This is a genomic window from Methylobacterium sp. J-077, from assembly GCF_022829365.1.
Lineage (GTDB): Bacteria > Pseudomonadota > Alphaproteobacteria > Rhizobiales > Beijerinckiaceae > Methylobacterium.
The window spans coordinates 51,058-67,113 of the sequence record NZ_JAKSYJ010000216.1 but is presented as its reverse complement, the minus strand read 5'-3'; the positions used below and the strand labels follow the sequence as shown (position 1 = coordinate 67,113).

The 16,056-nt window shown below is 68.9% G+C and carries 13 protein-coding genes; 6 read left to right on the top strand and 7 right to left on the bottom strand.

What is annotated here, in order from left to right:
- Window positions 1–226: 226 nt before the first annotated feature.
- Window positions 227–1,777, top strand: coding sequence for an RNA polymerase factor sigma-54 (gene rpoN / locus MKL11_RS26590; RefSeq protein ID WP_243948848.1), 1,551 nt, complete (start codon window positions 227–229; stop codon window positions 1,775–1,777).
- A gap of 78 nt (window positions 1,778–1,855) precedes the next feature.
- Complete coding sequence (gene glmU / locus MKL11_RS26585; RefSeq protein ID WP_243948839.1) at window positions 1,856–3,232, top strand: bifunctional UDP-N-acetylglucosamine diphosphorylase/glucosamine-1-phosphate N-acetyltransferase GlmU; 1,377 nt, start codon at window positions 1,856–1,858, stop codon at window positions 3,230–3,232.
- Window positions 3,233–3,652: 420 nt separating this feature from the next.
- On the opposite strand, the gene MKL11_RS26580 is transcribed toward glmU, so the two are convergent.
- The 3 genes from MKL11_RS26580 to murI form a co-directional block, all read right to left on the bottom strand.
- The gene (locus MKL11_RS26580; RefSeq protein ID WP_243948830.1) at window positions 3,653–3,874 is read right to left on the bottom strand and encodes a hypothetical protein; all 222 of its coding nucleotides are present in this window, start codon (window positions 3,872–3,874) and stop codon (window positions 3,653–3,655) included.
- Window positions 3,875–3,898: 24 nt separating this feature from the next.
- The gene (locus tag MKL11_RS26575; RefSeq protein ID WP_243948828.1) at window positions 3,899–4,615 is read right to left on the bottom strand and encodes a cache domain-containing protein; all 717 of its coding nucleotides are present in this window, start codon (window positions 4,613–4,615) and stop codon (window positions 3,899–3,901) included.
- A gap of 168 nt (window positions 4,616–4,783) precedes the next feature.
- The gene (murI, locus tag MKL11_RS26570) at window positions 4,784–5,659 is read right to left on the bottom strand and encodes a glutamate racemase (protein ID WP_243948826.1); all 876 of its coding nucleotides are present in this window, start codon (window positions 5,657–5,659) and stop codon (window positions 4,784–4,786) included.
- A gap of 261 nt (window positions 5,660–5,920) precedes the next feature.
- Here murI and egtB point away from each other — a divergent pair, with 261 nt between their 5' ends.
- The 3 genes from egtB to MKL11_RS26555 are packed head-to-tail and all read left to right on the top strand — an operon-like array spanning window position 5,921 to window position 9,239.
- Window positions 5,921–7,189: an ergothioneine biosynthesis protein EgtB gene (egtB, locus tag MKL11_RS26565; RefSeq protein WP_243948825.1), complete on the top strand. Its 1,269-nt coding sequence runs from the start codon at window positions 5,921–5,923 to the stop codon at window positions 7,187–7,189.
- An 18-nt stretch (window positions 7,190–7,207) separates the two neighbouring features.
- The gene (gene egtD / locus MKL11_RS26560) at window positions 7,208–8,182 is read left to right on the top strand and encodes an L-histidine N(alpha)-methyltransferase (protein WP_243948822.1); all 975 of its coding nucleotides are present in this window, start codon (window positions 7,208–7,210) and stop codon (window positions 8,180–8,182) included.
- Between the two features lie 40 nt (window positions 8,183–8,222).
- On the top strand, window positions 8,223–9,239 hold the full coding sequence (locus tag MKL11_RS26555) for an adenylate/guanylate cyclase domain-containing protein (RefSeq protein WP_243948820.1): 1,017 nt from the start codon (window positions 8,223–8,225) through the stop codon (window positions 9,237–9,239).
- On the opposite strand, the gene MKL11_RS26550 is transcribed toward MKL11_RS26555, so the two are convergent.
- From MKL11_RS26550 to clpS, 4 genes are all read right to left on the bottom strand, one after another.
- On the bottom strand, window positions 9,236–10,534 hold the full coding sequence (locus tag MKL11_RS26550) for a flavin monoamine oxidase family protein (RefSeq protein ID WP_243948817.1): 1,299 nt from the start codon (window positions 10,532–10,534) through the stop codon (window positions 9,236–9,238). The two genes, MKL11_RS26555 and MKL11_RS26550, sit on opposite strands and share 4 nt — an antisense overlap.
- A gap of 94 nt (window positions 10,535–10,628) precedes the next feature.
- On the bottom strand, window positions 10,629–10,913 hold the full coding sequence (locus MKL11_RS26545; RefSeq protein WP_243948815.1) for a hypothetical protein: 285 nt from the start codon (window positions 10,911–10,913) through the stop codon (window positions 10,629–10,631).
- A 91-nt stretch (window positions 10,914–11,004) separates the two neighbouring features.
- Window positions 11,005–13,500, bottom strand: coding sequence for an ATP-dependent Clp protease ATP-binding subunit ClpA (gene clpA / locus MKL11_RS26540; protein ID WP_243948812.1), 2,496 nt, complete (start codon window positions 13,498–13,500; stop codon window positions 11,005–11,007).
- A 37-nt stretch (window positions 13,501–13,537) separates the two neighbouring features.
- Window positions 13,538–13,939 carry an ATP-dependent Clp protease adapter ClpS gene (clpS, locus tag MKL11_RS26535; RefSeq protein ID WP_243948810.1) on the bottom strand — a complete coding sequence of 134 codons (402 nt, stop codon included), beginning with the start codon at window positions 13,937–13,939 and terminating at the stop codon, window positions 13,538–13,540.
- A gap of 597 nt (window positions 13,940–14,536) precedes the next feature.
- On the opposite strand from clpS, the gene MKL11_RS26530 reads away from it, so the two are divergent.
- Window positions 14,537–16,033: a D-alanyl-D-alanine carboxypeptidase gene (locus MKL11_RS26530; RefSeq protein ID WP_243948808.1), complete on the top strand. Its 1,497-nt coding sequence runs from the start codon at window positions 14,537–14,539 to the stop codon at window positions 16,031–16,033.
- Window positions 16,034–16,056: the final 23 nt, after the last annotated feature.

The window sequence follows — 16,056 nt, the reverse complement described above, 5'->3', positions numbered from 1 at the left end:
CAGAGCTTCGTTAAAGCCTCTTCGCGACTATGAAGGCCAGATGGCATGTGGCCCATGCGCCACGGCCCGGTGCCGTTCGGACACCTGCCAACATCGATCCGCACCGGCGATCTTTGACGCGAGCTAGAGATCGGTTTACAGGTGATCAGGCGCGACAAGCAATAACCATGCCGAAAGCAACGTGGCCCGGCTGGTCAATCACGCTGAAAGGGCATCGGGGCCTCTTATGAGTTTGGTGCAACGGCTGGAAGTGCGTCAGGGCCAGTCCCTGGTGATGACGCCGCAGCTTCTGCAAGCGATCAAACTCCTGCAATTGTCGCACCTCGATCTCGCTGCCTATGTCGAGGCCGAGCTGGAGCGCAATCCGCTGCTGGAACGCGCCGAGCCTGAGGGCCCCGCGACCGGCGAAGCCGAGGCGGCCGGCCCGTTGAACGAGGTGTCCGACCCCGATTCGTGGCAGCCCGCCGAGCTCAATCCAAGTCGCGGTGAAATCGAGACCGATTTCGACACGCGGCTCGACAACGTCTTTCCGGACGATGCACCCACGCAAGTACAGGAGGCGTCCGGGGGCGACATGCTCTCGCTGACGCCGCCGCCCTACGGCAGCAGCGGCGGCAGCTTCGATTCCGACGCCCCCGATTTCGAGACCGCCCTGACGGCCGAGATTTCCCTGCGCGATCACCTCGCGGGCCAGCTCGACCTGGCGACCCGCAATCCGACTGATCGGCTGATTGGCGGCTTCTTGATCGACGCGGTCGACGAGGCCGGATACCTGCGCGAGACGGTCGAGGGCGTGGCCGAGCGCCTCGGCGCCGATGCCGCCACGGTGGCCCGGGTGCTGACGCTGGTCCAGAGCTTCGACCCGCCCGGCATTGCTGCCCGCGACCTCGCCGAGTGCCTGGCAATCCAGCTGCGCGAGCGCGACCGGTTCGACCCGGCCATGCAGGCCCTGGTCTCGCGCCTCGACTTGGTGGCCAAGCGGGATTTCAGCGCCCTGCGCCGCCTTTGCGGCGTGGACGACGAGGATCTCGTCGAGATGCTGGGCGAGATTCGCCGCCTCGACCCGAAGCCCGGCCGCGCGTTCGGGTCGAGCGGCGTCGAGGTGCTGATCCCCGACGTGTTCGTGCGCGCCGCCCCGGACGGGTCGTGGCTGGTGGAACTCAACGGCGAGGCCCTGCCGCGGGTGCTGGTCAACCAGAGCTACTATGCCCGCGTGGTCCGCGGCGCCTCCGCCGAGGGCGACAAGGCGTTCCTGTCGGAGGCGCTGCAGAACGCCAACTGGCTGACCCGTTCCCTGGAGCAGCGCGCCCGCACGATCCTGAAGGTCGCCACCGAGATCGTGCGCCAGCAGGACGGCTTCTTCGTCCATGGCGTCACGCATCTGCGCCCGCTGAATCTCAAGACCGTCGCCGAGGCGATCGGTATGCACGAATCGACCGTGTCCCGGGTCACCTCCAACAAGGCGATCGGCACCAGTCGCGGCACCCTGGAGATGAAGTACTTCTTCACCGCGGCGATCCCCGGGGCGGCTGGCATGGCAGCCCATTCCTCGGAAGCCGTGCGCCACCGCATCAAGCAACTGGTCGACGGCGAGACCCCGGACGACGTGCTGTCGGATGACGCGCTGGTGCAGAAGCTGCGCAGCGAGGGCGTCGACATCGCCCGCCGGACCGTGGCGAAGTACCGGGAATCCCTGCGGATCCCGAGCTCGATCGAGCGCCGCCGGGAGCATTATGCGCACGGCTCGGCCCATCACGGGGCGCTGGCCCTGCGCTGAGATCCGCCGGGCCGGTCTTGCGTCGCGCCTGCGTCCGGCCCATCCGGGGCGCGCCGAATCACGACGCCCGGACCCGCGATGACTCCCTCCGCCAAGCCCCCACGCAGCCTCACCGCCATCGTGCTCGCGGCCGGGAAGGGCACGCGGATGCGCTCGGACCTGCCGAAGGTGCTCCACCGAATCGCCGGCCGGACCATGCTGGGCCACGTGCTCGCGGCCGTTCAGGCCGCGGGCGCCGGCCGGATCGCCGTGGTGGCCGAGCCCGGCCGCGAGGATGTCGCCGCCGAGATCGCCCGGCAGGCGCCCGGCGCACAGGTGTTTCCGCAGGCCGAGCGCCTGGGCACCGCCCACGCGGTGCTGGCCGCCCGGGCCGTGCTCGACGCGCCCGACGACGACGTGGTCATCGCCTTCGGCGATACGCCGTTGATCAGCGCCGAGACTTTTTTACGACTTCGCGCGCCTCTCGCTGAGGGCGCGACGGTCGCCGTGCTCGCGTTCGAAAGCCCGGCCCCGGCCGGCTACGGCCGGGTGCTTACCGAGGGCGACTGCGTGCTGGCGATCCGCGAGGAGAAGGATGCGAGCCCGGCCGAGCGGGCCGTCACCCTGTGCAATGCCGGGTTGATGGCGCTCTCGGGGCGGCACGCCCTGGCGCTGCTGACGCGCATCGGCAACGACAACGCCGCCGGCGAATATTACCTGCCCGACGCGGTGGCCCTCGCCGTCGCCGAGGGGCTCTCGGTCACGGTCGTGCCCGTGGACGAAGCGGAGGCGCAGGGCGTCAACGACCGGGTGCAGCTCAGCATCGCCGAGGCCGCGATCCAGGCTCGGCTGCGCCGCAGCGCCATGCTGGGTGGTGCCACGCTGATCGCCCCTGAGACCGTGTTCCTGAGCCACGACACGATCCTCGGGCGCGATGTGGTGGTGGAACCGCACGTTGTGTTCGGGCCCGGCGTACGGGTCGCGGACGGCTGCACGGTGCGGGCCTTCGCCCACCTCACCGAGACCAGTCTGGAGGCCAGTGTGCGCATCGGGCCGTTCGTGCGCCTGCGCGGCCATGCCGTGCTGGAGACGGGTGCGGAACTCGGCAACTTCGTCGAACTGAAGAACGCCCGGATGGGCGCCGGCGCCAAGGCCGCGCACCTCACCTATCTCGGCGATGCCGAGATCGGCGCGAGGGCCAATATCGGGGCCGGCACGATCACCTGCAATTACGACGGCGTGCTCAAGCACCGGACCACGATCGGTGCCGGCGCCTTCATCGGCTCGAACTCGGCGCTCGTTGCCCCGGTCACGATCGGGGAGGGCGCCTACGTGGCTTCGGGCTCGGTGATCACAGACGCGGTGCCCGACGGCGCCATGGCGATCGCACGGGGCCGGCAGGCAGTGAAGCCCGGCTGGGCAGCAGAGAAGCGGGCGGCTTTGCTGGCCGAGAAGGCCCGGCGCGGCAAGACGTGAATGCGCTGCAGCCTTCGACACCACCGTACACGACAGGATTCGTGCGATCCTGATCGACGCCCCTCTGACCTAAACCTCCTCGTGTCTTGTACTGCATCCTGACGGGCTGTGAGTTGGACGGTCCTCCACGGCGGACGCGGGCATCTGGAGACCGCTTTGTCCCGGGGCGAGACGCTGCGGCGTCAGGATGCGCCGTGATCGTGCCCCGGCGGCGAGCCTGGGTGCGGTGCTCTGCCGCTTCAGGCGAGAGTCGAGCTGTGCAGCCGTCCAAAGAAACCGGGCAATCCCACTTGGCCCTCGCGCCGTTTGTCGCCGCCGGGATGCTATTCGTCCACCAGACCGTGCCGACCGAGGCCGAAGCCTCCGGTGAGCCCACCTGTGCCGTCGCGACGATCCGGTAGCCCGGCCCTGCCGGGCCAGTCAGGGAAGTCGAGGCCAAAGGCTCGTCGGGTCCAGGGACAAGGAATCGCCGCCGATGTCCGGCGGCGTCAGCGCGATCAGCAGGGCGGCGGCCAGAACGGCAACGCCGATTATCAGGACGATCGCGACGCGCTCAGGATCGATCCGTACCGATCGCAGCACGGCACATCCGGCGGTGAACGTCGCTGCCTCCGTGAGCGGAAGGATCTGCACCAGTCCCATGCCGGGCAGCCCGGAGGGCGCCCCCTACTCGGCTCCCGCCGATCTCGATCCGGCCGTATCCAGAGCGGCCGCAGCCGCCTGCACGTCGTGGCGGGCCTGCGCGATGGCCGCCGCCTTCGCGTCGCCCTGTGCGTTGAGCGCTTCCAGGAATGCGATCCAGTCCTCCCGCGCCTGGCTCGGGATCACCCCGTCGAGCTTCTGGCGAAGCTGAGCGACCCGTCCGTCCGGCGTCGCGGCGGCTGGAGCCGAGGCATCGGTATCGTAGACGCCCACCGCGCACATCTGGTCGCCGGCCCTCGTGTAGTAGGTGGTCTTGGGTTCCTCGGTCGTGCTGCCGGGCTTGGGGAACAGGTAGTGGATCACCGCGATCTGCCCGGGTTTGGCCGTCTCCAGCATCGTCTGGATGAAGTGGTTGCCGGTCTTGTCATGCAGGTCGCGGACATCGTGCCCCTTCAGGATCGGGTTGGGATGGGCGCTCATGACGCCGTCCGGTCCGACGCAGAACACGTAGGTGTCGGCGGTGCGGAAGCCGTTCGTCCCCGCGGTAAATTCGGTCAGCGCCTTAGCGGGATCGGCCTGAAGAGCCCGGCCGACGCGCCCGAGCATCCAGGAGGCGAAACCATTCGGGCTCGGATCGTCGCAGGAGGTGGGCGCCTCACCGTCGCCGCAGGCCAGGGCGACCGTACCCGGCTGCACGGCGCACATCAGTGATGCTGCCAGCAGCGCTGCTCGCAGAGCCATGCGATGCCCCCGAAATCAATATAGTCACTTCGATAAGGGGGATTGAAAACCGGATCGATTGATTATGCAAGCGCGCATGATTGTTGGCGCCTGTCGTCCAGGACACGATGCAGCGCTGGAAGAGGCGCGTCGAATGGAGCATCGGACTCGCGACTGGGTCCGGGCCGCTTACTGCATCGTGAGCGGCATCGCCTCGATGGCGATCTCGCCGATCCCGCGGGCGGCGAGCGAGGCGCGCAGCGGCGCGGTCAGGCACGTCCCGGCCGTGAAGGCGCCGTGAACAGTGCCGTCATGGTCCGCATCCCGGCGGGCCGGGCCGATCAGCTGGATCACGCGCCGGGCGATGGCCGGGGCCGGATCGATCCAGGCCACTGGCCAGGGCGCGAGCGCTTCGAGGCGCGGCAGCAGCAGCGGGTAATGGGTGCAGGCGAGGCAGACCACGTCGGTGCGCCGTCCGTCTGGATCGGTGACGAAGCAGGGCGCGATCTCGGCGGCCAGGGCCGCATCGTCGATGGGTGTGCCGGCGAGTTCGACCTCGGCGAAGCCGGCAAGGTTCGGCGAGCCGACCAGTGTCACCGCGCAGGACCCGGCATAGGTCGCGATCAGGTCATGCGTGTAGGAGCGAGCCACCGTTCCGGGAGTCGCCAGCAGAGTAATCCGGCCCGAGCGCGTCGCCGCAGCGGCCGGCTTGATCGGCGGGACCACGCCGACGAACGGAGTCGCGAAGCGCTGGCGCAGGGCCGGGAGGACGAGGGTCGAGGCGGTGTTGCAGGCGATGACGACCAGATCGGGCCGGTGCGTCGCGATGAGTTGCTCCATCACCGCGAGCACCCGGGCGACGAGGGCTGCTTCGCCGAGCCGGCCATACGGAAAGGCTGCATCGTCGCCGGCATACACGTAGCGCCCATCGGGGCGCGCCCGGCGAACCGCGTCGAGGACAGTGAGTCCGCCCAGGCCGGAATCGAACACCAGGATGGTCGGCTCAGGCGACACACGGAAGGTCGGGGCGGACAAGCTGGCCCCGGCCATCAGATCGATCCGCATTGAAATTCTGGACTCCGCATCTCGCGCCTCGAACTTCGTTGCCGAGGGTTAAAGCCTCCTCACTGCGCCGCAAGAAAGCCCCGCCAATTTCAGTTCTCCCCATTAACCACGTCGGCCGCACCGGCGTATGAGCGGATCGGACTGGGTGGCGGCAGAATCACTAGCGGAGGTTGTCTGACCAAGACGGGGACATATCTTCTGCGACCAAGCTGGGCGTCGACAAGACGATCCCAGGAGAGATGCGAATAAGGGACGATCCGCATGGCAGCCACGGCGGCACTCCGCTCCGGCGACACGCGCGCGCAGTTGGCGGCGGCTTTCCCGCCGCCGCCGGTGTCGGCCCGGCCAATCGACCGCGCCGCCTGGATCGCGGCCTTCCGCTTCGTCCGCAGCGAGACCGAGCGCCGGGCGGCGCCGCTCTCCGCTGAGGACCAGCAGGTCCAGTCAATGGCCGATGCCAGTCCGACCAAGTGGCACCGGGCGCATGTGACGTGGTTCTTCGAGCAGTTCCTGCTGCGTGAGCACCTGCCGGGCTACGCCATCCACGACGAGCGCCTGCACTACCTGTTCAATTCGTATTACGTCGCCGCCGGCCCGCGGCAGCCGCGCATCCAGCGCGGCATGATCACCCGCCCGACCATGGACGAGGTGACGGCCTACCGGGCGCATATCGACCGGGCGGTGGAGGCCCTCCTCGGCCAAGCCTCAGAGAGTGCCCTGGAGGCCGTGCTGCCGATCCTGGAGATCGGGCTCTATCATGAGCAGCAGCACCAGGAGCTGCTGCTCACCGACATCCTGCATGCCTTCGCGCAGAACCCGCTGGGGCCGGTCTACGATTCCAGCTGGCGCTTTCCGGCGGCCTCAGGGCAGGGTGGCCAGGCCCAGCTCGCCCGCGGCATCGCATGGATCGGGCACGAGGGCGCCGGCTTCTCGTTCGACAACGAGTCGCCCCGCCACGAGGCGCTGATCCTGCCGGGCCGGATCGACAAGGCGCTGGTCACCAACCGCGACTGGCTCGGCTTCATGGAGGCGGGGGGCTACGCCAAGCCCGAGCTGTGGCTCTCGGACGGCTGGTATACCGGTCAGGCCGAGAGTTGGGAGGCGCCGGGCTACTGGCGCCGGGACGGGGAGGGCTGGGCGACGATGACGCTCGGCGGCGTCCGCCCGGTCGAACTCGACGCGCCCGTCACCCATATCAGCTACTACGAGGCCGACGCCTATGCCCGCTGGGCCGGCCGCAGCCTGCCGACCGAGTTCGAGTGGGAGGTCGCGGCCCGGGACGGCGCCCTGCCGGACGCGTTCGGCCTCGTCTGGCAATGGACCCGCAGCGCCTACGTCGCCTATCCCGGCTACCGGCCGTTGCCGGGGGCCCTGGGCGAGTACAACGGCAAGTTCATGGTGAGCCAGTTCGTGCTGCGCGGCTCGTCCGTCGCCACGCCCGAGGGCCATGCCCGGCTGCCGTACCGCAACTTCTTCTATCCGCACCAGCGCTGGCAATTCACCGGCCTGCGCCTCGCCGACGCCGCCTGACGCGCCCCGGAGCCTCCCTTGACCGTCAAGCCCACCTTCCCCGACGCGACCCCGGTCGCCCTCGACACTCCCGAACTGGCCTTCCTGGCTGACGTGCGGGATGGCCTGTCCCGGCCGCAGAAGGCGCTCTCGCCGAAATATTTTTACGATTCTGCCGGCTCCGACCTGTTCGAGGCGATCACGCGTCTGCCGGAATATTACCCGACCCGCACGGAGGTTGGCATCCTCGACCGCAGCGGGCCGGAGATGGCCACGCTGTTGCCGGCCCGGGCCGCGCTGGTCGAATTCGGCAGCGGCTCGACCAACAAGCTGCGCCGCCTGCTGCGCCACCTCGACAAGCTCGCCGCCTACGTGCCGGTCGATGTGTCCGGCGAATTCCTGCGCGCGCAGGCGGAGGCGCTGAGCGGCGACTTCCCGCATCTGCGGGTCGAGCCGGTGGTCGCCGACTTCACCCGCGATTTCGACCTACCCGAGAGCCTCTCCGGCATGCCCCGGGCCGGCTTCTTTCCGGGCTCGACCATCGGCAATTTCGAGCCGAGCGAGGCCGAGGACCTGCTTCGGCGGTTCGGGCGGATCCTGGGGGCGGGCGCCCACATGATCGTGGGCGTCGACCTCGTGAAGGATGCCGCCACCCTGGAGCGGGCCTACGACGACGCCGCCGGCGTCACGGCGGCGTTCAATCTCAACCTGCTGACCCGGATCAACCGGGAGCTCGCCGGCCGCTTCGACCTCGGCGCTTTCTCTCATCGGGCCGTGTTCAACCCGCAAGCCTCGCGGATCGAGATGCATCTCGTCTCGGAGGGCGCGCAGGACGTCGGCATCGGCTCTGACACCGTCGCCTTCGCGGATGGTGAGACGATCCACACCGAGAGCAGCTACAAGTACACGGTCGAGACCTTCCGGGCTCTGGTGGAACGAGCTGGCTGGACCTGGATCCAGGTCTGGACCGATCCGGAAGACCTGTTCTCCGTCCACGCCCTCCGGCAGGACTGAGCGCGGCGCCGCGGACCGGCGCGGGGGTGAGGGCGCCCGGATGCGTTTCAGCCCCCGCTGGTTCTACCTTGTTGCCCCCGGGCTCGGCGCCCTGGCCGGCCTGCTCTACGGATCGCTGTTCGCGGTCGGTCCGCTGCTCGGCTCGGCGATCCGCGGCGCGATCATCGGCACGCCGATCCTGCTCTACGAGCGCCGGCTCCTGCTGCCGCGGATGCGCGAGCGGGTGCGCCAGATGGCGACGCCGCTGTTCCTGCTCGCCACCGTGGCGCTCTACAGTTTCACAATCGTCGCGGGCAACGCGCTCGCCAGCACGGTGCTGAACCGCCTGTTCCGCTTCATGTACAGCGAGCGGAACGCGATGCTGATGACCGAATCCGGCCTGCTCTACGCCCTCGGGATCTCGGCGCTCACGGTGTTCGTGTTCCGGGTGCGGGACCTGATCGGCCCGGGCGTATTCGCCAACCTGCTGATCGGCCGCTACCATCGCCCGATCAGCGAGGAGCGGATCTTCCTGTTCCTCGACGTGACCGGCTCGACCCGCTTCGCCGACCGGTACGGCGACCGCGCCGCACAGGCCTATCTCGGGCAGGTGTTCAACGCCCTGGCGCTGCCGGTCTCGCGCGCGCGGGGCTCGATCGACGACTATATCGGCGACATGGCCCTGGTCACTTGGACCATCGAGCGGGGGACCCGGGACGCGGCCTGCCTGCGCTGCGTCTTCGATTTCGCCGCGCGGCTCGCGGAGGAGTCCGAAGCCTGGACGCAGCGGTTCGGGCAGGTCCCGGAATTCCGCGCGGCCCTGCATTGCGGCCCGGTGGTGACGGCCGAGGTCGGGCTCGAACGGCACAAGATCGCGTATTTCGGCGACGTTGTGAACACCACCGCCCGGCTGGAGAGCCTGTACAAGAGCCTCGGCGTCCACGTGCTGGTGTCGGCCGACCTTCTAGACCAGATCGGCCCGCTGCCGCTCGACCTCACGGCCGAGAATCTCGGCGCTCATGCCCTGCGAGGCCGCGAGGCGCCGCTGGCCGTGGCGGCGATCCGCCAGCAGGCCTAAGCGCCGAGAATCTTCAAGACCTCGCGAGCGGCGCGCTCGCCGTCGAGGGTGGCGCCGCCCACGGTCATGGCGCCGCCGCCGGCCAAGGCTTCGCCGGCGAAGAAGATGCGCTCGCCCACCGGATCGCGCAGACGCTCGCGGGCTTCCGCGTGGCCTGGGCCGACGATGGAGTACGAGCCGCAGGCATGGGGATCGGTCCACCAACCGGCGAGCCGGCCGGCCTGGACCGCGCCCTGCGCCTTCGCTCCCAGGATCGCGCCGAGCCGCTCGGTGGCCAGCGCCACGGCCGCGGGCTCGCCCGCCCGGCACAGCTCCCGGGCGAGATCGCCGCCGAGATTGGCCACCGCGAGGGGGCGACCGAACGGGCCCATCTCGAAGTATAGTGTCGGGCCGCCGGTGATCACCGACACCGCATCGCCCAGGGCTGCCGGATCGACCTTCGCGGGGTCGAGGCGCAGGCCGATCTTGGTGTAGGCACCCATCCGTAAGCCATCGAGGGCCGCCTCGGCGGAATCGGGCAGGCGCGGGGTAAACCGGATCGCGCCGGACTTCAGCACGCCGACCGGCACCGTGACGATCACAGCCGCCGCCGCGAGGGTGCCGCCTACGGTTTCGATCCGGACAGTCCTGTTAGACCAGTCGATCGCCCGCACCGGGCAGCCGAGGCGTACCGGCAGATCGGCGAAATGCCGCGCCACGAGGTCGCCGTAGCCGTCGACCCAGAGGTCGGTGCCGGACCATAGCCGGTCGTAATCGACGGTCGAGACCCGCTCGGGATCCTCACCCAGCGAGAGCCAGCTCAACCCCGCTGCCGCCCGCTCGGCATCAGGGCCTCCAGCGCGGGCAACCTCGGCCAATGAAGTGTCGGAGCCCTTCGGCACGAGCAGGGCGTCGAGCCCGGAGAAGCCGGCGCGGCGGTTGGCCTTCTCGGCGTCGGTGGCCGGGCGGCCGTCGATCGTAAGCGTGTGAGCCCATCCGGCCTCTTGTGCGAAGCGCACGCCCGCCGCCCGGGCGATCGGTGCCCAGGGGTTGCGTTCGGCCCAGTGGATGTACTCGGCGCCGGCATCGAAGCGGCAATCCGGTCCCAGCGCCCGGTCGGTGAAGGCACGGCCGCCGATCCGGTCCCGGGCCTCGAGCAGCACGAAATCTTGCCCGGCCGCCCGCAGGGCCGATGCCGCCGCCAGCCCGGCCGCCCCGGCGCCGACGACGGCCACGGCACCGCCCCGCGCTGCGGCGCGCAACGCGGGAGCCGCCAGGAGGGCGGAAGCCAGGATCGTGCGTCGGGTCGGACTCATGGCGTACCGCTCGGATTCTTCTTCGACCGGAGCTCGTGCCGTCGAGGTCAATTCGAACGCTGGCGTCGATCCCGGATCCGGCTGGCACGGCCTGCTAGCCGCGCGCGCCCGGGGTTCCGGACCGCTTCTCCATCATGGTCTTGACCTGCATCAGCTGGTCCCAGACCTGACCCGGCGAGGTCCCGAAGAAGTCGAAGCCGGCATTCACGCCGAGATAGATCCCGACGCAGATCAGCGGCACCAACACCCAGGCCAGCACCTCTTCACCGCGGCGACGGCGTTGCCGACGGCGGCGGCGCTCCTCGCGCCGAGTCAGTTTCTGGGGCGGCGCAGGATGCGTGACGGAGGAGAGAGGCCCCTCGTGCAGGTCTTCAGTCATCAGGCGCCTCCTCGCCGCGGCGCGTTCACGTCGCGGCGGTCATAGACCGGCAGGGCGAGGTGAGGAAGCCTGCCGACCGGGGTGCGCGCCCTTATGCGCGCACCAGTGGCACCTTCGGCACGGTGCGAACGCCGCCGCCCGAGCCGCTACCACCCCCGCCTCCCTTGTCGTCCTTCGGAGTCTTCTTGCGCGTGGCCGCACGGGGCTTGGCCCGCTTGTGCCGCTTGGCGGCGTTGGTGACGTCTGCTTCGGGCTTGGGCGTGACCGGGCCGGCCGGGAACTCGAAGCCGAGGCCGTCCTTGGCACCGGCCTTGGCCTCCTCGTCCTCGGGCTTGCGCACCACGACCTTGACGGCGCCGCCGTCCTTGAGCTTGCCGAACAGCACCTCGTCGGCGAGCGGCGTCTTGATCGTTGACTGGATCAAGCGCGCCATCGGGCGGGCGCCCATCGCGTCGTCGTAGCCGTGCTCGACCAGCCACTCCCTGGCCTCGTCCGACAGCTCGATGGTCACGTTGCGGTCGGCGAGCTGTGCCTCAAGCTGGAGGACGAACTTGTCGACCACCTTCGCCACCACGTCCTTCGGAAGGTGGCCGAACGAGATGATCGCGTCGAGACGGTTGCGGAATTCCGGCGCGAACAGCTTATTGATCGCCTCGACGTCGTCACCCGTACGCTTCGTCTGAGTGAAGCCGTAGGCCGACTTCGCCAAGTCCGAGGCGCCCGCGTTGGTAGTCATGATGATGATGACGTTGCGGAAATCGACCTGCTTGCCGTTGTGATCGGTCAGCTTCCCGTGGTCCATCACCTGCAGCAGAATGTTGAACAGGTCCGGATGCGCCTTCTCGATCTCGTCGAGCAGCAGCACGCAATGCGGGTGCTGGTCGATCCCGTCGGTTAGCAGGCCGCCCTGGTCGAAGCCGACATAGCCGGGGGGGGCGCCGATCAGTCGGCTGACCGTGTGGCGCTCCATGTATTCCGACATGTCGAACCGCAGCATCTCGACGCCCAGCGAGGACGCGAGCTGCTTGGCCGCCTCGGTCTTTCCGACGCCGGTCGGCCCGGCGAACAGGTAGGAGCCGATCGGCTTGTCCGGATCGCGCAGGCCGGCGCGGGCGAGCTTGATCGCCGAGGTCAGCGCCTCAATGGCGTTCGGCTGGCCATAGACCACCCGCTTCAGGTTCTCGGTCAGGTGCTGGAGCACCACCGCGTCGTCCTTCGAGACGGTCTTGGGCGGGATCCGGGCCATCGTGGCGATGGTCGCCTCGATCTCCTTGATGCCGATGGTGCGCTTGCGGCGCGCTTCCGGCACCAGCATCTGCGAGGCACCGGTCTCGTCGATCACGTCGATCGCCTTGTCGGGCAGCTTGCGGTCGTTGATGTAGCGGGCCGACAGCTCCACCGCGGCCTTCACGGCCTCGGTCGTGTACTTGAGCTTGTGGAACTCCTCGAAATACGGGCGCAGGCCCTTCACGATCTCGATCGTGTCGGGGATCGATGGCTCGTTGACGTCGATCTTCTGGAACCGGCGCACCAGCGCGCGGTCCTTCTCGAAGTACTGGCGGTACTCCTTGTAGGTGGTCGAGCCGATGCAGCGCAGCGTCCCGGAAGCCAAGGCGGGCTTGAGCAGGTTCGACGCGTCCATGGCGCCGCCCGAGGTCGCACCGGCGCCGATCACCGTGTGGATCTCGTCGATGAACATGATCGCGTTCGGATGCGCCTCGATCTCCTTCATCACCTGCTTGAGGCGCTCCTCGAAGTCGCCCCTGTAGCGGGTACCGGCCAGCAGCGTGCCCATGTCGAGGGAGAACACGGTGGCGTCGGCCAGAACCTCCGGCACCTCGTGCTGGATGATCTTGCGCGCCAGCCCCTCGGCGATCGCAGTCTTGCCGACGCCGGGATCGCCCACGAGCAGCGGGTTGTTCTTCTGTCGGCGGCACAGGACCTGGATGGTTCGCTGGACCTCGGTCTCGCGGCCGATCAGCGGGTCGATCTTGCCGTCCCGGGCCTTCTTGTTGAGGTTGACGCAGTAGGCGTCCAGCGCATCGCCCTTCTTCTTGGCGCCGCCGCGGGGATCGCCCTCGTCGCTCGGACGCTCAGGCGTACCTTCCTCCTCCGCACCGCGCACCGGCTTCGCCTCGGAGGCGCCGGGGCGTTTGGCGATGCCGTGGCTGATGTAGTTCACCGCGTCGTAGCGGGTCATGTCCTGCTCTTGAAGGAAGTAGGCGGCGTGGCTCTCGCGCTCGGCGAAGATCGCCACCAGCACGTTGGCCCCGGTCACCTCCTCGCGGCCCGAGGATTGAACGTGGATCACCGCCCGCTGGATCACACGCTGGAACCCGGCCGTGGGCTTGGCGTCCTGGCGCCCGTCGCCGGTCAGGTTCGAGAGCTCGGTATCGACGTAGTCGACCAGGCTGCGCTTGAGCGTGTCGATCTCGACGTTGCAGGCGCGCATGACTGCCGCCGCGTCCTGGTCGTCCACCAGGGCGAGCAGGAGATGCTCCAGCGTCGCGTATTCGTGCCGTCGCTCGCCGGCGAGCGCCAGGGCTCGGTGGAGGGCTTGTTCTAGGCTGCGTGAGAAGCTTGGCAAAGCTGGCCTCTGTGTGGGTGCCTACCGCGAACGGCGCCTATTTCTTTTCCATAACGCACTGGAGAGGATGTTGGTGTTTGCGCGCGAAGTCCATGACCTGCGTCACCTTGGTCTCCGCCACCTCGTAGGTGAAGACCCCACACTCCCCGACCCCGTTCTGATGCACGTGCATCATGATGTGGTAGGCGTCCTCGTGACTCTTGTTGAAGAAACGTTCGACGACCAGCACGACGAACTCCATCGGCGTATAGTCATCGTTCAGAAGGAGTACGCGGTAGAGGCTCGGCTTCTTGGTCTTCGGCTTGGTGCGCGTGATGATCGCGGTGTTGGACCGGTCGTCGCCCCCCGGGGCGCGCGAGCCGGAGGCCGTGATCGCCACGCGCGCCGGCCGGTGAAGCGTCGTCGATATCGCGGTGCCCTGCAGGGGGACCTGTGTCATGTGCGTCGAACCGATCCCTCGATCGGAGCGGGCGTCGCCGGCCCCCAATACCGATCCTGTCATGACCCTGCCGGGAGCGGCGTCTGGGTCAACGGACATTAATCTACAGGCCGTGGGCTGACTTCGCCAGACGCCTGCGCGCACTTGTCCGCCCTGCAAAGCTTGTGCCCGGCGCATCGCATACGCCCCGCTCATACCCGATGGTTGGACGCGGGGCTGGCTGTCGCGGACAATCGCCCGCCCACCTCACGATGGAGGTCATCGGCGGCCGGGCGGCCCATGCCGGATCCGGCCTCGGCCGGTCGGGAGGGGAGGGCGGGGGATTGATGCATAGCCGGCCTCCTTGCCGCCGCCGGGCCGGCCCGACGCTGCCGACATGGATGGCGAAACCGGGTGTCCCCAAAGATTGTGTGCCGCCTACACCTTCGTCAAGCGGCGCCCGGGCAAACGGGATTCGGAAATCGCGGGCTTCGCATTAACGGGCCTGTAACTGCACCCGCCTAATTCTCAACCGATGCAGCGGGGCCACGCGATCAGCGGCGGTCAGCACCAGAGATACGACCGGCTGTGGCCGGTCTCGCGAGGCAATCAGGCGTGATGCGTAGCGTTGTAGGCCGCTCCCGGACGATTCCCGCGCTGCCGGCCGCCATACCGGCTGCCCTGGCTGCCGCTGCGGTCCTGACCGCCCTGGCGGCGCCGGCCGAGGCCCGGCGGGGACGGCATCACCAGCATCACGCCTCCGGCGGCGGCTACAACCCGCCCTATGCCGCCATGGTGGTGGACGTGAAGAGCGGGAAGACGCTGCACGCGGTCAACGAGGATGCGCTGCGCCACCCGGCCTCGATCACCAAGGTGATGACGCTCTACATGCTGTTCGAGCAGATGGAGCGCGGCAAGTTCGCCCTTGATTCCGATCTGACCATCTCGGCCCACGCCGCCGCCCAGGCGCCGTCGAAGCTCGGCCTGCGTCCGGGCCAGACCATCTCGGTCGAGGACGCCATCAAGGCGATCGTCACCAAATCGGCCAACGACGTGGCCTGCGCGATCGGCGAGAACATCGCCGGCTCCGAGGAGCGCTTCGCCCAGATGATGACCGCCAAGGCGCATGCGCTCGGTATGAGCCGGACGCACTACGCCAACGCGTCTGGCCTGCCGGACCCCGACCAGCTCACCACCGCCCGAGACCTGACCGTCCTGGCCCGGGCCATCCAGGACCGGTTCCCGCACTACTACCGCTACTTCCAGACCCGGTCCTTCGCGTTCCGCGGCCGGGTGATCGGCAACCACAACCATCTGCTCGGCAACGTCCAGGGCGTGGACGGAATCAAGACCGGCTACACCCGCGACTCCGGGTTCAACCTCATGACCGCGGCGAAGTCCGAGGGCCGCCAGATCGTCGCGATCGTGCTCGGCGGCAAGTCGGGCGGCAGCCGCGACCGGATCATGGCCGACCTCGTCCGCTCCAGCCTGCCCCGGGCCTATGCCGGCCTCCGCCAGGCGCCGCCGGTCACCGAGGTCGCCGAGCGGGCCCGGCCCGCGGTCGTGGCGGACGCGGTCTCGCGCACCCGCACGCAGGTCGCCTCGGCCGACGACGAGGATGTCGAGACCACCGGCACCACCGGCGAGCCCCTGGACATCACGCCCTCCCGGGCGACCACGACCCCGGGCGGCACCTGGAAGCCCGGCCCGCAGGGCGTTTCACAGACCCTGCCCAAGGCGGCCCAGGCCTATGCCGGCGCCAGCAGCGCGCAGGCGCCGTTCCCCGGCGCTTCGAAGACCGTAGCCCGGATGGCCTCCTCGGAGCGCGACGAGCCGCCGAAAGCTATCACCGGAACCCGCGTCGTCCCCACCGCCTGGGTGATCCAGCTCGGCGCCATGGACGACGAGGCCAAGGCCCGCTCGATGCTCTCGGATGCCAGGGCCAAGGCCGGGGGCAGCCTGTCGAAGGCGGCGCCCTACACGGTCAAGGTCGAGCATGGCGGGACTACGCTCTACCGCGCCCGCTTCTCGGGATTCGCGGAGCAGGACGCGGCGCAGGACGCCTGCACCACCCTGAAGCGCAGCGGCTTCAGCTGCTTCGCAACCCGTAGCTGAACGGTCTCGACAATGAGCGTCGC

Excerpts from the sequence above, each read along its gene's own strand:
- rpoN (WP_243948848.1), top strand. The coding sequence starts at position 227 with ATGAGTTTGGTGCAACGGCTGGAAGTGCGTCAGGGCCAGTCCCTGGTG.
- glmU (WP_243948839.1), top strand. The coding sequence starts at position 1,856 with ATGACTCCCTCCGCCAAGCCCCCACGCAGCCTCACCGCCATCGTGCTC.
- MKL11_RS26580 (WP_243948830.1), bottom strand. The coding sequence starts at position 3,874 with ATGGGACTGGTGCAGATCCTTCCGCTCACGGAGGCAGCGACGTTCACC.
- MKL11_RS26575 (WP_243948828.1), bottom strand. The coding sequence starts at position 4,615 with ATGGCTCTGCGAGCAGCGCTGCTGGCAGCATCACTGATGTGCGCCGTG.
- murI (WP_243948826.1), bottom strand. The coding sequence starts at position 5,659 with ATGCGGATCGATCTGATGGCCGGGGCCAGCTTGTCCGCCCCGACCTTC.
- egtB (WP_243948825.1), top strand. The coding sequence starts at position 5,921 with ATGGCAGCCACGGCGGCACTCCGCTCCGGCGACACGCGCGCGCAGTTG.
- MKL11_RS26555 (WP_243948820.1), top strand. The coding sequence starts at position 8,223 with ATGCGTTTCAGCCCCCGCTGGTTCTACCTTGTTGCCCCCGGGCTCGGC.
- MKL11_RS26550 (WP_243948817.1), bottom strand. The coding sequence starts at position 10,534 with ATGAGTCCGACCCGACGCACGATCCTGGCTTCCGCCCTCCTGGCGGCT.
- MKL11_RS26545 (WP_243948815.1), bottom strand. The coding sequence starts at position 10,913 with ATGACTGAAGACCTGCACGAGGGGCCTCTCTCCTCCGTCACGCATCCT.
- clpS (WP_243948810.1), bottom strand. The coding sequence starts at position 13,939 with ATGACACAGGTCCCCCTGCAGGGCACCGCGATATCGACGACGCTTCAC.
- MKL11_RS26530 (WP_243948808.1), top strand. The coding sequence starts at position 14,537 with ATGCGTAGCGTTGTAGGCCGCTCCCGGACGATTCCCGCGCTGCCGGCC.